The sequence below is a fragment of the Pseudotabrizicola sp. 4114 genome (assembly GCF_031457365.1).
In the GTDB taxonomy this organism is placed as follows: domain Bacteria; phylum Pseudomonadota; class Alphaproteobacteria; order Rhodobacterales; family Rhodobacteraceae; genus Pseudotabrizicola.
The window spans coordinates 200,050-214,319 of sequence record NZ_JAVDWP010000004.1; the positions used below are offsets into that span (position 1 = coordinate 200,050).

Here is a 14,270-nt window from a genome sequence, read left to right on the forward strand (position 1 = left end):
CGTCACTCCGCCGGAACCGCAGCGGTGCGGCGGCTCGCCCCCGCGGCTACCCGGTAGCGCCGGTCGGTCAGGCTCAGGAAGCCGCCAAAGGCCATGATCAGACAGCCGCCCCACAGCCAGTTGGCAAAGGGCTCGATGTACGACCGCACCGCATAGCCGCCATTCGCCTGCGGATCGCCGATCACCAGATAGATGTCGCGCAGGAACCCGTAATCAATCGCGGCTTCGGTCGTCGGCATCGCCTGCACCGGATAGAACCGCTTTTCCGGGGTCAGCGTCGCCACCAGCGCGCCATTCCGGCGCACCACCATCGTGGCTTGGGTGCTCAGGTAATTCGGCCCCTGCACTTCTTCGACCGAGGCCAAGGTCACCTCATACGGCCCCAGCGGAAAGCTGGCACCCTCTTGCACGATGCGGATGTCTTCGGTCTTCCACGCCAGCATGGCGCAGACGGCAAACACCGTGATGCCCATGCCGGCATGCGCCGTCACCTTGCCCCAATCGGCACGCGGCAAACGCGCCAGCCGGGCGATCCGGCCCGCCACCGGCCCGCGCCCGGTCCGGCTCCACAGATCAATGGCAGCACCCAGCACCACCCAGATGCCAAGCGCCACACCCACCGGCCCCAGCGCCGTGCGCCCGGTCTGCATCGCCCAGACCAGCGCGCCGACCGAGAACGCCAGCAGCATCGCCGGGATCAAGGGCCGCATCCCGCGCACCAGCTCGCCGCGCTTCCACGGCATCATCGCGCCGATGGGCAGGATCACCGCAAGCCCCACGGCAAAGGGCGAAAAGGCCGCGTTGAAAAACGGCTCCCCCACGCTCAGCTTGCGGTCAAAGAACAGCTCGGCCAGCAGCGGCCAGATCGTGCCGATGAACACCACGAACGCCGCGACCGACAGCAACAGATTGTTGGCCACCAGCGCAGACTCGCGGCTGACCATGGCAAACAACCCCTTGGCCTCCATGCTGCCTGCGCGGAACGCAAACAGCGTCAAGGCACCGCCCATGAACACCCCGAGGATCATCAGAATAAACACCCCGCGCTCCGGGTCATTGGCAAAGGAATGCACCGAAGTGATCACCCCGGACCGCACGATGAACGTGCCGATCAGCGAAAAGCCAAAGGCCATGATCGCCAGCAGAATGGTCCAGGCCTTCAGGCTTTCGCGCTTTTCCACCACGATCGCCGAATGCAGCAAGGCCGCCGCCAGCAGCCACGGCATGAACGACGCATTCTCCACCGGGTCCCAGAACCAGAACCCGCCCCAACCAAGCTCATAATAGGCCCACCACGAGCCCAGAGCGATGCCGATGGTCAGGAATATCCACGCCGCAAGCGTCCAGGGCCGCACCCAGCGCCCCCAGGCCGCATCGACCCGCCCTTCGATCAGGGCGGCCACGGCAAAGGAAAACGCCATGCTGAGGCCCACATAGCCCAGATACAGAAACGGCGGGTGGAACGCGAGGCCGGGGTCTTGCAGCAGCGGGTTCAGGTCCTGCCCGTCGAGCGGTGGCACCGCCAGCCGCAGAAACGGGTTCGAGGTGAACAGCATGAACGCCAGAAACGCGACGCCAATCGAGCCCTGCACCGCGATCACCCTCGCCTTGAGCGTCGGCGGCAGATTGCCGCCAAACCATGCCGCACAGGCCCCGAACAGCGCCAATATCAGCGCCCAAAGCAGCAATGACCCCTCATGGTTGCCCCAGACGCCTGAAATCTTGTAGAGCATCGGCTTCAGGGTATGCGAATTCTGCACCACCAGAACCAGAGAAAAGTCTGATGTGACAAAGGCATAGGTCAGCGCGGCAAAACTGGCCGCGACCAGCACGAACTGGATCATCGCCGCCGGTTCCGCCACCGCCATCAGCGCGGCATTGCGCCGGTAGGCGCCCCACATCGGCACCAGCATCTGCACCACCGCAACCGCCAGCGCCAGAACCAAGGCAAAGTGACCAAATTCAACGATCATGCGAAACCCCCACGCGTTCAGATCACCTTAAGCCCAAACCCCGTCACACGCCATGGGATGCGCGCCCGTGTCGCGGTCACGCTTGCGCGGGCGGTTTGGCCGGGAAAACTCGCGAAAACCCAAGCCAGAAGGGCGCAGCGCACGCTAAGAGCGAGCGCTACGGACGGCTGATCCGCCCGCCCCCGACCGCCGCCGGAACCCCGGTGGTCGCCGGGGCCGAGGTCGGCAACCCACGCATCACCCGCACCGCAAGATAGGCAAAGGCCTGCGCCTCCAGCATGTCACCGTTCAGACCGATGGCCTCTACCGGCTCGACGCTCAGGCCCATGCGCGCGGACAACGCGGCCATCAGCGCCGCATTGTGCCGCCCGCCGCCACAGACCAGAACCCGGGCGACAGGTTTTGGAAAATGCTCTGCCCCACGCGCCACAGCAGCGGCGGCACAGGCGGTCAGGGTTGCGGCGGCATCAGCATCCGACAGATGGGAAACGGCAGGCAACAGGTTTGGAAAATCGTTCCGGTCCAATGACTTTGGCGGCATCTTGAAGAAATAGGGATGGGCCAGAAACGCCGCCACCACGCCTTCATCCACCGTGCCGGACGCCGCCAGCTGCCCGCCCGCATCCTGAGCCTGCCCCAGCCGCGCCAGCATCAGATCATTCAGCGGCGCATTGGCGGGGCCGGTGTCAAACGCCATCAGCGCGCCCGGCAGCTCTGGCCGGTCAACGCCCGGATCAACCCATGTCAGGTTCCCCACGCCGCCCAGGTTCAGAAACGCCACAGGCACCTCAAGCCCGGCAAAGCGGGCGCAGGCGTGGTGAAAGAACGGCGCAAGCGGCGCGCCCTGCCCGCCCATCTGCACATCGTTTGACCGGAAGTCCCACACGACAGGCACGCCCAGCACCCCGGCCAGCAGCGCGCCGTTGCCGGCCTGATGCGTGCCCTGCCCGCGCGGATCATGCGCAAGGGTCTGGCCATGAAACCCCACCACCTCTGCGCCGGAAAACCGCGACAGCACCGCGGCATGGGCGCTTTCCACCACTTCCGCCGCCTCGGCCACGCCCGGATCGCCCTGCCAGCGGCCAAAGGCGGCGCGGATCACCGCGCGTTCCTCTCCGGTATAGGCGCGGTAGGCATCGGGGCCAAATTCGCTGATACCATGGCCATCGGTCAGCACCATCGCCGCATCCACCCCGTCCAGCGAGGTGCCCGACATCGCTCCCAACGCCCAGACCGGCCCCGAACCTCGCATCTTCCCTTGCGCCCCCCGCACCGCTATACCGCCCGGAAGTATGACACGAGGACGCTATGACCTACCATCCGAAATCAGACTTCATGCGCGTGATGATGACCCGTGGCTTTCTGGCCGATTGCACGGATTATCAGGCGCTGGACGAGGCGTTTCTGAACGGGGTCGTGCCCGCCTATATCGGCTATGATGCCACGGCGGCGTCCTTGCATGTCGGGCACCTGCTCAACATCATGGTGCTGCGCTGGTTGCAGAAATGCGGTCACAAGCCGATCACCCTGATGGGCGGCGGCACCACCAAGGTGGGCGATCCGTCATTCCGCGCCGAGGAACGGCCGTTGCTGACACCGGAAAAGATCGACGAGAACATCGCCGGCATGCAGCAGGTGTTTGCCCGCTACCTTGCCTATGGCGAGGGTGCGACCGATGCCATCATGCTCAACAATGCCGAATGGCTGGATCATCTGAACTACCTGGAATTCCTGCGCGACATCGGGCGGCATTTCAGCGTCAACCGGATGCTGTCGTTTGATAGCGTGAAATCGCGGCTGGACCGCGAGCAATCGCTGTCCTTCCTCGAATTCAACTACATGATCCTGCAAGCCTATGATTTCCTTGAAATCAACCGCCGCTATGGCTGCCTGTTGCAGATGGGCGGCTCGGACCAGTGGGGCAATATCGTCAACGGCGTCGATCTGACCCGCCGGGTGGTGGATCATGAGGTTTACGGGCTGACCACACCGCTTTTGACCACCTCCGACGGGCGCAAGATGGGCAAATCGGCCAATGGCGCGGTCTGGCTGAACGGCGCGATGCTCTCGCCCTATGAGTTCTGGCAGTTCTGGCGCAACTCCACCGATGCTGACGTGGGCCGCTTCCTCAAGCTGTTCACCGAATTGCCGCTGGAGGAATGTGAGCGTCTGGGCGCGCTGCAAGGCGCCGAGATCAACGCGGCCAAGGTGATCCTCGCCAATGAGGTGACTACGCTGCTGCACGGGGCCGATGCGGCACAGGCGGCCGAAGCCACCGCGCGCGAAGTGTTCGAGATGGGCGGCATCGGCGACGATCTGCCAACCGTCAGCCTCTCGCCCGAGGAAATCTCGGACGGCATCGGCATCGTGCAACTGTTCGTGCGCGCAGGGCTCTCGGCCAGTGGCAAGGATGCCAAACGCCTGATCTCCGAAGGCGGGGCGCGGGTGAACGATGACATCGTGACCGACAGCGGCCGCCGCTTTGGCGCGGGCGATCTGGCGGAACCCTTGAAACTGACGGCGGGGAAAAAGCGCCACGCTCTGGTGACGCTGGGCTAGGCCACTGCTGGCACTCCCCCCACCCCCATCCCCTCCCCACAAGGGGGAGGGGAGGCGCAGTCTTGTCAGCGTCATGTGCGGTGGCTAGGGTCGCAATCATCCCCTTGGCCAAGGACGCTCCGGCATGCTCCGCCCCACCGCTTTTTCCGCCGCTGGCCGCTTCTGGCGTGGCAACCTGCACACCCATTCCACCCGCTCTGATGGCGTGCTGCCGCCGGCAGAGGTCTGCCGCCGCTACCGGGCCGAAGGCTATGATTTTCTGGCGCTGACCGATCATTTCGTCGGCTGCTACGACTATCCGATCGTGGATACCCTTCCCTTCCGCGCCGAGGGCTTTACCACCATTCTGGGGGCCGAGCTGCATTCCGGCGCGATGGCCAATGGCGAGCTGTGGCACATCCTCGCCGTCGGCCTGCCTGCCGACTTTGCGCCGTCTGACAGCCCGGATTTCCACCCGAAACCCGGGCAGGAAACCGCACAAGAGCTGGCCGCCCGCGCCGTCGCCGCCGGGGCTTTTGTCGCCATCGCCCACCCGCAATGGTCCGGCCTCACCCTCGCCGATGCGCGCGCCGTCACTGCCGCCCATGCAGTCGAGATCTACAACCACGGCTGCGCCATGGGCTGCGACCGGCCCGACGGTGCCGCCATCGCCGACCTGTTGCTGACCGAGGGCCGCCGCTTGACCATGATCGCCACCGATGACGCGCATTTCCACGAGCCCGACCATTTCGGCGGCTGGGTCATGGTCAAAGCGCCAGAGAGCACGCCCGAGGCTTTGCTTGCCGCGCTGAAAGCCGGAGAGTTCTACTCCAGCCAAGGGCCAGAGTTGCGCGACATCCGCCTCCATGACGACCGCATCGAGGTCGACAGCTCCGCCGTCGCCGCGATGATCGTGCAGGGCCAAGGCACCGCCGCCCGCGCGGTGCATGGGTCTTCGATGACCACGTCCGAGATGGACCTGTCCCGCTTTGGCACCAGCCCCTGGCTGCGCGTTACCCTGATGGACGCCGCCGGCAAAAAGGCATGGTCCAATCCGATCTGGCGGTAGCGCGCGCGGCATCTGCGGGAGCGCTCCGCGCGGGAGTATTTGGGCCAAGATGAATGGGGGAGGAAAGACTGCGTTCATCTTGGCGAAAATACTCCGGGGGTTTGGGGGCAGCGCCCCCATCACTCCAGCCGCGCCGGAAAGCCCTCTGCCCGCAGATCGGTGCCAAGCGAATCTTCCAGCAGCTTGACCACTTGCGTCGATTGCGCCGCCCCGCCATAGGCGGCCCGCCCCCTGACAAAGGTCTGCATCGTCTGCCCTGCCAGATCCAGCGGCACCCCGAACTCACGGCCAAAGCCCATGGCAAAGCCAAGGTCTTTCAGCGCCAGATCCATGGTAAAGGCGATGTCATAGCTGCCGTTCAGGATCAGCTGGCCTTCGGTCTCATGCACGAAACTGCTGCCCGAGGAGGCCGCAATCGCCTCCCACGCGGTTTTCAGATCCAGCCCCCCGCGTTTGGCCAGCATCAGCGCCTCGCCATCAGCGACCAGATGGATGAAGGCGAGCATGTTGGTGATCACCTTGATCACCGCCGCCGACCCCAGCGGCCCCATGTGGAACAGCCGGTTGCCGATCGCCATCAGCGCCGCACGGTGCAGCTGCAAAAGGTCAGCGTCGCCGCCGACCAGCACGGTGATTTCCCCCCGCGCGGCCAGATGCACGCCGCCTGTCACCGGCGCCTCCAGCATCCGCAGGCCCGTGGCTTGCGCAAGGCCCGCCAGTCGCAACACATCCTCGCGGCCAAGGGTGGAGTTTTCCACCCAGCTCATGCCCGGACGGGCGGTGGTCAGCACCTGTGCCAGAACGGCCTCGGACACCGCTGGCGACGGCAGGCAGGTGAACACATGGTCCACCTCAGCCGCCAGATCCGCCGGGCTGTCGGCCACCCCTGCCCCCAGCGCGCGATGCCGCTCCGCCAACGCCGGGTCGCGGTCATGGACCACCACCTGAAACCCCGCGCGGATCAGGCTGGCCGCCAGATGCCCGCCCAGATTGCCCAGGCCGATATAGCCGATCTTCATCTTGCATCTCCGCTCATGGCGCGCCTCATTGAAAATGAATCCGGTATTTTGCCCGGATCGCGGCGTCAATTTCGGGGTCCACCCGGCAGCCTGCCTTTGCCAGAATCGCATTCTTGCGCTCCAGCGCCTTTTCCAGCAGCAGCGGCTTGCCCGCCTCGGTCCATTCCTTCGGGCTCATCCGGTTGCCCACCACCGGATAGGTGTATTCGGTCTGCATCAGCCGCAGGGTCTGATCTGACCCAAGGTAATGCCCCGGCCCGCCAAGGCAGACCTCTTTCATCGCCTCGATGGAGGTCGAGTCCTCGGTCACGTCGATCCCGCGCACACAGCGCATCGCCTGCCCCAGCAGGTCATCGCCCAGCACCAGCGATTCCAGACAAAACCCCAGCAAGGAGGCATGCATCCCCACCGCCTCATAACACAGGTTCAGCCCGGCCAGACCGGCAAGGGTGTTGGTGATCCCCTGCTCCCATCCGGCCTGCATGTCGGGCAACTTGCTGTCCGAAATGCCGCTCGCCGCCCCGCCCGGCAGGTCGTAGAACCTGTGCATCTGCGCACAGCCCGCCGTCAGCAACGCCTGCTCGGCAGAGCCACCCGACATCGCCCCGGTGCGCAGATCGCTGACGAAAGGCCAGGTGCCAAAGATGCAGGGCGCGCCCTTTTTGATGGAATTGGCATAGACCACCCCCGCGAGGCACTCCGCCACCGCCTGCACAATGGTCAGCGCGATCGGCGCGGGTGCCGTTGCCCCGGCCTGCCCCGCTGACAGCAGCAGCATCGGCATCCCGCGCCGGATGCAGTCTTCCATCGTAATGCAGCTTTCTTCGGCGAACTTCATCGGCGGCACGACGAAGCAGTTGGAGTTGCTGACAAAAGGCCGCTCCAGCCATTTCTCCTCACCGCCCGCCACCATGTAGAGCATGTCGAAGCAATCCGCGACATGTGCCGGATCGCTGAACGAGGTGCCGACATGCTTCACCGTGCCGGCCAGACAGCCATACAAAGTGTTCAGATCCATATCGCGGTTGTCGACCACATCCCGGCAGACCATGGTGCGCTGGTAAAAATGGATGTTGTCCAGATTGTCGACCAGCCGCGCCGCGTCATACAAATCTTGCGCGGTGCTGTCGCGATACTCCAGCGTAAACGGGTCCACGATATGCACCGCCGCCCCGGCGGTGCCGTAATGCACATTGCTGCCGGTCAGATGCATGTCATGGCGCGGGTCGCGGGCATGAAGCGTGATGTCGCGCGCGGCCACCGCCAGCATATCCTCGACCAGTGCGCGCGGAAACCGCAGCCGCCCGTCGTTGCCCTGCACCGCCCCCGCCGCCGTCATGATCGCCACGCCCGAGGGCGGGGCCTGGGACAGCCCGATCTCCTCCAGCGCTTGCAAGGCCGCCTGATGGATGCGCGCCATCCCGGCGTCGGTCAGCGGCCGGTATTGTCCGCCCGGCATCCCCGGCCGAATGGGCCGCATCGCGTCCGACAAGGGGGCCGAGCGCAACGCCACCCGCGCCCCCCGCCCGCCCGACCGCCGCGCCCGCGATGGTTCACACACTTCGCCAAGATCACTCATCGCGTCACCCATTTTCTATCTGAAAATATCCTCGGGGTAGCCAGTCGGTTTCGCCATCGGTTCGAGAAACCGACTGGCTGCAGGGGGCTGACAGCCCCCCGGCGCTGGTCACAGGCGCATCCGCGAAGAAGTGGGGTCATACATCGGCACCAAGGAAACCTCTGCGCCAAACCGCCGCCCGGCAATCTCGATCTCATAGCGTGATCCCAGCACATCCGCCTCGCTCTCCCCTGCGCAAGGCACATAGCCCAAGCCCACCGCGCCGCCCAAAGCATGGCCGTAATTGCCGCTGGTCACCGGCCCGACGATCTTGCCATCGCGCACAATCGCCTCGTTGTGAAAGATCATCGCCTCGGGATCGCGCACCAGAAACTGCACCATCCGCCGCGACAGCCCTGCGTCCTCTTTGCGCAGCACGGCGTCGCGCCCGATGAAGCCGGGTTTCTTGCGGCTGACGGCAAAGCCAAGCCCGGCCTCCAGCACGTGATCCTCATCGGTGATGTCATGGCCGAAATGGCGATAGGCCTTTTCGATCCGGCAAGAGTCCAGTGCATGCAGCCCGCACAACGTCAGCTCGGGCGCCGCCTCCACCAGCGCCTCGAACACGTGGGCGGCCTGATCGGTCGGCACATACAGCTCCCAGCCCAGCTCGCCCACATAAGACACACGGTGCGCCCGCGCGAGCCCCATGCCGATCTCGATTTCCCGCGCAGTCCCAAAGGGATGCGCGGCATTGCTGAAGTCCTGCGGTGACACCCGCCCCAGCACCTCGCGCGCGCGCGGCCCCATCAGGCACAGCACCGCATCGCCAGCCGTGACATCGGTGATCACCGCAAAATCCGTCCCCAAATGGCGGCGCAGCCAGGCCAGATCGCGCTGCAAGGTCGCCCCGGGCACCACCAGCAGGAATGCGGTTTCCGACAGCCGCGTCACCGTCAGGTCGCTTTCGATGCCGCCGCGCGCATTCAGCATCTGGCTATAGACCACGCGCCCGACCGCCACATCGACCTGCGCCGCACAAACCCGGTTGAGAAACGCGCAGGCACCCGGCCCCTCGACCCGGATCTTGCCAAAGCTGGTCATGTCGAACAGGCCAACGCCCGTCCGCACCGCCCTATGCTCGGCGCGCTGGTTGTCAAACCAGTTCGCCCGGCCCCAGCCATAGCGATACGCTGGCTCCTGCCCGCCCATGGCAAACCAGTTCGCCCGCTCCCAGCCTGCCACCTCACCAAACACCGCCCCGCGCGCCGCCAATGCGCCATGCAACGGGCTGCGCCGCACCCCCCGGCTGGTGGCCATCTGCCGGTAGGGGTAATGGTCGGCGTACAAAAGCCCCAGCGTCTCGCTCACCCGCTCGCGCAGATACTGGCGGTTCTTCTGGAACGGCTGCGCGCGGCGGATATCCACCTCCCACAGATCAAACGGCGGCTCACCTTCGGTAATCCAATGCGCCAGCGCCATCCCCGCACCACCGCTCGACGCAATGCCGATGGAGTTATATCCCGCCGCCACCCAATATCCGCCCAGTTCCGGTGCCTCGCCCAGATAATAGCGGTCATCGGGGGTAAAGCTCTCCGGCCCGTTGAAAAAGGTGTGGATGCCCGCCGTCTGGAACAGCGGCATCCGCTCCATCGCGGCCTCAAGGATCGGCTGAAAATGGTCCCAGTCCTCGGGCAGCGTGTCAAATTCGAAATCCGCCCGGATGCCGCCCATGCCCCAGGGCTTGGCCTTTGGCTCGAACGCCCCCAGCATCATCTTGCCGGCGTCGGATTTGTAATAGGCGCATTCATCGGGCACCCGCAGCACAGGCAAGTGGCCCAGACCGGCAATCGGCTCGGTCACCAGATAGAAATGCTCGCAGGCATGCAGCGGCACCGTCACGCCATTCTGCGCCGCCAGATCCCGCCCCCACATGCCGCCGCAATTGATCACCACATCGGCAGCGATATGCCCCGGCCCCTCCGGCCCGGTGTATTCCACGCCAGTCACCCGGCCCGCCGCCGTGGTCACCCGCGTCACCGCCACGCCCTCGGCAATCACCGCCCCGCGCATCCGCGCGCCCTTGGCCAGCGCCATGGCGATATTGGCCGGGTCACATTGCCCGTCCAGCGGCAGATGCACCCCGCCCAGCACATCGCCTACGTTCAGATGCGGATACATCGCCTTGATTTCAGACGGAGAAACCTCCCCCACCTCGACATCAAAGATCCGCGCCAGCGTCGCCTGCCTGCGCAGCTCCTCCATCCGGTCTGCGGTCAGCGCGACCGAAATCGACCCCACCTGCCGCATCCCCGTGGCAATCCCGGTCTCCGCCTCCAGCCCGACATAAAGCCCCGCCGAATAGCGCGCCAGCCGGGTCATGTTGGCCGATCCGCGCAACTGCCCGATCAACCCCGCCGCATGCCAGGTCGTCCCCGAGGTCAGCCGCTTGCGCTCCAGCAGCACAACATCCGTCCACCCAGCCTTCGCCAGATGATAGGCGACCGAACAGCCCGAAATGCCGCCCCCAATAATCACCGCCCGCGCTTGTTCCGGCAAACCCACGTCATGCCCTTTCATCTTGGCTCAAATACTCTCGGGGGGTCCGGGGGGCAGACAGCCCCCCGGTCCTGTCCTCTCAGCCGCGCAACCGCGCGTTGGCCGCATCCCACGCCGGCCCCTCCGGCAACACCTCCGCCCGCACCCGTTCCCCGAACACCTCCACCTCCACCACCCTCCCCGGCACCGCCAGATCGGCGCGCAGCATCCCCAGGCCAAGGCATGCCCCCACCCGATGCCCCCAGCCCGCGCTGGTGACCTCGCCCACCACAACGCCCTGATGCCAGAGCGTCGCCATATAAGGCGGGTCCAGTTCGCCCGCATCAATCCGCAGCGTGACAAAACGCTTGGTCACCCCGGCCTGCTGTTCCGCCATCAGCGCCGCCCGGCCCCGGAAATCGCTCTTGCCCCAGTCGACAAACCGCTCCAACCCGCCCTGCAGCACCGTGTAGTCGGTCGAAAGATCGCCCTTCCACGCCCGGTAGCCCTTTTCGATCCGCAAGCTGTTCAGCGCAAACATGCCAAAGGGCCGCAGCCCATGCGCCTGCCCCGCACGCCAGACCGCGTCCCAGACGCCGGGCGTATCGCCAACCCGCGAATGAACCTCCCAGCCGAGTTCGCCTGCGAAGCTGACCCGCATCAGCAGCACCTCCTCCCCGGCGATCCGTGCCTCCTGCCAGGTCAGCCAGGGCCGCGTCAGATCGGCATCTGTCACCCCCGCCAGCACGTCCCGCGCCTTTGGCCCGGTGACGATCTGCGTGCTCCAGGCGTCGGTCTGATCCTCCAGCACCAGCCCCGAGCCCAAATGCCGCTGCAGCCAGTCCTTGTCATGCGCCTGCGCGGTGGCGGCGGTGATCAGCAGCACCGCGTTTTCGGCCAGCCGCGCGACACTCATCTCGGTGATGATCCGCCCCTTGTCGTCGGCGAAATAGGCCAGCCCCAGCCGCCCAACCGATGGCACCCGCCCGGTGATCTGCTGCGCCAGCCACGCCGCCACCCCCGGCCCCCGGATCACAAAGCGCGAAAACCCCGGCAGGTCGAGGATGCCACAGGCATCCCGCACTGCCGCGCACTCCGCCTTGACCGCCCGGAACCACGGCCCCTCACGGGCCCATGTCTGCTGCGCCGCCTCGGAGGTGTCATCGCCGTCCGCCGCGTACCAAAGCGCACGCTCCCAGCCATTGTAAGGCCCGAACTGCGCGCCCAAAGCGGCCACCCGGTCCTGCACCGGGCTCAGCTTCTTCATCCGCCCCGCAGGCCAGACATGATGCGGGAACTGCATGGCATATTCGTGCCCATACACCTCCATCCCCTTGGCCACGCAATAATCGTGATCCTCGAACCCGGTGAAGCGGCGCGGGTCGCAAGACCACATGTCCCATTCGGTCGCCCCTTCGGTCACCCATTCGGCCAGCACCTTGCCCGCGCCCCCAGCCTGACAGATGCCAAAGGTGAACACGCAAGCCTCAAAGGCATTGGGCACCCCCGGCATCGGCCCGATCAGCGGGTTACCATCCGGGGTATAGGGGATCGGCCCGTTGATCACCTTTTGCAGATTGGCCTCGGCCAGCAGCGGCACCCGCGCCATCGCGTCGGTGATGTGCCATTCCAGCCGTTCCAGATCGTCGGGGAACAGCTGAAAGCTGAAATCCTCCGGCATCGGGTCATCCGGCGTCGCCCAATGCGCCCGGCACGGGTTCTCATAAGGGCCAAGGTTGAAGCCCATCTTTTCCTGCCGCAGGTAATATGAGCTGTCGACATCGCGCAAAAGCGGCAGCTTGTGCCCCACTTCTTTGGTCCAGGCCTCCAGCTCGGGGATGGTGTCGAACAACAGATACTGATGGCTCATCACCATCATCGGCACCCGGCGGCCAAACATCCGCCCGACCTCGGCCGCGTAATAGCCGCCCGCATTCACCACATATTCGGCCCGGATTTCCCCCTTCGGCGTGGTCAGCACCCATTCGGCCCCGGTCCACGCGGCCTGCGTCACCGGACAGAACCGCTCGACATGCGCGCCCATATCCCGCGCGCCTTTGGCGAGGGCCTGCGTCAGCTGCGCCGGGTCGATATCGCCGTCATAAGGATCATAGAGCGCCCCGCTCAAGCCTGCCGTCTGCACAAACGGATAACGCGCCGCAATCTCGTCCGGCCCCAGCACCTCCAGATCCATCCCCTGCGCCGCGCCCATCCCGGCCACGCGGCGGAACTCCAGCAACCGCTCCGCAGAATGCCCCAGCCTGACCGAGCCGGTGACGTTGTAGTTCATCGGATAGCCGACCGCGTCCCCCAACCCGCGATAAAGCCCCGCCGAATAGCGCTGCATGTTCATGATCGACCAACTGCTGGAAAACGTCGGCACATTGCCCGCCGCATGCCAGGTGCTGCCCGCCGTCAGCTCGTTTTTCTCCAAGAGCACACAGTCGCGCCACCCCGCCAGGCCCAGATGATACAGGCAGGACGCCCCCACCGCGCCCCCGCCAATGATCACCACCCGCGCGCTGCCCGGTAACCCTGCCATGCTGACTCTCCGCTGCTTCTGCCCGCACTATCCGCCTGCGCGCAAAGCCTTTCAATTCACCCGCATGCCCCCTATTGATCGGAAATCCCGATCAGCTTTATCTTGGCTGAAATATCCCGGGGTCCGGGGCAGAGCCCCGGGGTTTGCCACAGGACCAACGCCATGCAGATCGAGCTTATCGACACCTTCCTCGACCTGATCGAGACCCGCAGCTTCCACCGCAGCGCCGAGCGCCTCGGCCTCACGCAATCCACCGTCTCCGGCCGGGTGGTCGCTCTGGAACAGGCGCTTGGGGCGCGGCTGTTCACCCGCTCGCGCGCGGGCACGCAGCTCACCACCGAGGGGCTGAAGTTTGAGCCCCATGCGCGTCTGCTCAGGCAGGAATGGATGATGGCGCGCAGGGCGGTGGCGCAAAGCGGCACGGCGGCGCTTTCCCTGCGGATCGGCATCCAGAACGATCTGGTGCCTGCCCATCTGGGCGCGCTGATCGCCGCCTTCCGCGCCTTGCTGCCGCAGGCGGCGCTTTATGTCGAACCCGATTACTCCACCCAGATGTGCGCTGATCTGGTCACAGGTGCCCTGGATTTCGCGATCCTGTTCACGCCCAAACCCCAGCCCGATCTCTATTTCGACTCGCTGCCCGACATTCCTTACCGGCTGATCTCGACCGACACCGAAAGCCTCTCGGCCATCACGCCCGAGCGGTATGTCTGCGCCAACTTCTCCCCCGCGTTCGAGACGGCGCATCACCAGCTTTTGCCGCATCTGACCGCAGCCCCCCTGTCGGTTGGCCAAAGCAGCGCGGTGGCGCTGCTCCTCACCCATCTCGGCGGGGCGGGCTATGTGATGGAAAGCCACGCCCGCGATCTGGTGGCGGCGGGCGGGTTTCAGATGGTCACGGACGCGCCGGTGATCCGCCAGCCGGTCTATGCCGCGATGCACCTGCGCAACCGCACCGGCACCACCCACAAGCGGATGGCCGAGGCCGCGCGCCGCAGGCTGCAAAGCTCCGGCGCGCGGTGATCCTGAAAAG

9 protein-coding genes are annotated in these 14,270 nt (G+C 65.6%); 3 read left to right on the plus strand and 6 right to left on the minus strand.

The window, feature by feature from the left end; all coding sequences use genetic code 11:
- Window positions 1-2 precede the first annotated feature (2 nt).
- Window positions 3-1,973, minus strand: coding sequence for a heme lyase CcmF/NrfE family subunit (locus J2X53_RS11130; protein ID WP_349037560.1), 1,971 nt, complete (start codon window positions 1,971-1,973; stop codon window positions 3-5).
- 157 nt (window positions 1,974-2,130) lie between these two features.
- The gene (locus tag J2X53_RS11135) at window positions 2,131-3,225 is read right to left on the minus strand and encodes an anhydro-N-acetylmuramic acid kinase (RefSeq protein ID WP_349037561.1); all 1,095 of its coding nucleotides are present in this window, start codon (window positions 3,223-3,225) and stop codon (window positions 2,131-2,133) included.
- A gap of 56 nt (window positions 3,226-3,281) precedes the next feature.
- Between J2X53_RS11135 and tyrS the strand changes: the two genes are divergently transcribed.
- Window positions 3,282-4,532 (plus strand): tyrosine--tRNA ligase, encoded by a 1,251-nt coding sequence (tyrS, locus tag J2X53_RS11140; RefSeq protein WP_349037562.1) that lies wholly within the window; start codon window positions 3,282-3,284, stop codon window positions 4,530-4,532.
- Window positions 4,533-4,656: 124 nt separating this feature from the next.
- Window positions 4,657-5,580 carry a CehA/McbA family metallohydrolase gene (locus J2X53_RS11145; RefSeq protein ID WP_349037563.1) on the plus strand — a complete coding sequence of 308 codons (924 nt, stop codon included), beginning with the start codon at window positions 4,657-4,659 and terminating at the stop codon, window positions 5,578-5,580.
- 119 nt (window positions 5,581-5,699) lie between these two features.
- On the opposite strand, the gene J2X53_RS11150 is transcribed toward J2X53_RS11145, so the two are convergent.
- The 4 genes from J2X53_RS11150 to J2X53_RS11165 form a co-directional block, all read right to left on the minus strand.
- A complete protein-coding gene (locus J2X53_RS11150; RefSeq protein WP_349037564.1) occupies window positions 5,700-6,599 on the minus strand; it encodes an NAD(P)-dependent oxidoreductase in 900 nt (299 codons plus the stop codon).
- A 25-nt stretch (window positions 6,600-6,624) separates the two neighbouring features.
- Window positions 6,625-8,178, minus strand: coding sequence for a trimethylamine methyltransferase family protein (locus J2X53_RS11155; RefSeq protein WP_349037565.1), 1,554 nt, complete (start codon window positions 8,176-8,178; stop codon window positions 6,625-6,627).
- Between the two features lie 108 nt (window positions 8,179-8,286).
- Window positions 8,287-10,737, minus strand: a complete 2,451-nt coding sequence (locus J2X53_RS11160) for an FAD-dependent oxidoreductase (RefSeq protein WP_349037566.1) — start codon at window positions 10,735-10,737, stop codon at window positions 8,287-8,289.
- A 58-nt stretch (window positions 10,738-10,795) separates the two neighbouring features.
- Complete coding sequence (locus J2X53_RS11165; protein WP_349037567.1) at window positions 10,796-13,237, minus strand: FAD-dependent oxidoreductase; 2,442 nt, start codon at window positions 13,235-13,237, stop codon at window positions 10,796-10,798.
- A gap of 162 nt (window positions 13,238-13,399) precedes the next feature.
- Here J2X53_RS11165 and J2X53_RS11170 point away from each other — a divergent pair, with 162 nt between their 5' ends.
- The gene (locus J2X53_RS11170) at window positions 13,400-14,260 is read left to right on the plus strand and encodes a LysR family transcriptional regulator (RefSeq protein ID WP_349037568.1); all 861 of its coding nucleotides are present in this window, start codon (window positions 13,400-13,402) and stop codon (window positions 14,258-14,260) included.
- The last annotated feature ends 10 nt before the right edge of the window (window positions 14,261-14,270 follow it).